Origin of the sequence: Frankia tisae (assembly GCF_025403405.1) — a bacterium.
Lineage (GTDB): Bacteria > Actinomycetota > Actinomycetes > Frankiales > Frankiaceae > Frankia > Frankia tisai.
Genome location: NZ_JANEZT010000749.1, coordinates 1 through 886, shown reverse-complemented (window position 1 = coordinate 886; position 886 = coordinate 1). Strand labels below are relative to the sequence as shown.

Genomic DNA, 886 nt, shown 5'->3' with positions numbered 1-886 from the left:
GGCCGGGGCTGGGGCCGGGTTTCGGGTGGACCCCGCGGCCCAGGCCGATCCGGCCGGGCTGGCTGCGGCCGAGCGGGCGCTGCTCGCCGAGCTGGACCGGGAGGCGGAGCTGCTGCTCGCCGAGGAGCGGGCCGCCCGCGTCCCACAGCTCGACGTGCCGATGCCGGCGAACCTCACCGCGTCCGAGATCGTCCGGCTTCAGGCCGATCCGGCGGCGTTCGCCCGGGAGCTCGTCCGCCCGCTGCCGCGCCAGCCGGCCGCGGCGGCCCGCCGCGGCAGCCGCTTCCACACCTGGGTGGAAGAACTGTTCGACCACCGGGCGCTGATCGACGCCGACGATCTGCCCGGCTCCCAGGACGCCGAGCTCACCGACGATGACCTGCGCTCGCTGCAGGAGGCGTTCCTGCGGACCCCGTACGGCTCACGCCGGCCCGCCGCGATCGAGGAGCCCTTCGAGCTCCCCCTCGCCGGTCGGATCGTGCGCGGCCGCATCGATGCCGTCTACGACCTCGGCCGCGGCCGCTGGGAGGTGATCGACTGGAAGACCGGCCAGGCGCCTGCCGACGAGCTCCAGCTCGCCGTCTACCGGCTGGCCTGGGCCCGGCTGCGCGGCGTCGACCCGAGCGCCGTCGACGCCGCCTTCCTCTACGTCCGTACCGGCGCCGTCGTCCGCCCGCCTCTGGTCACCGAGGACGAACTCGCCGCCCTGCTCGCGCCGCCTGTCCCTGCCCGCCCACCGGGTGCGGCGTAGCAACGGTATAGCGATCATGGTCTTCCGCGGAACACCGCTCAGCTCCACGCGCGTCGGCGTCCCCGGTCCCAACCGGTAGCGGTCGGCAGGTGCTGGAGGTTATTCGCAGTTTTCCTGCCCGCGACTGTCATCAAC

At 74.3% G+C, this 886-nt stretch carries 1 protein-coding gene; it reads left to right on the top strand.

Features of this window, described 5'->3' with window-relative positions; translation table 11 throughout:
- On the top strand, positions 1–751 hold a 751-nt coding region (locus tag NBZ85_RS31480; protein WP_261563465.1), incomplete at its 5' end, for a RecB family exonuclease.
- Positions 752–886 lie beyond the last annotated feature (135 nt).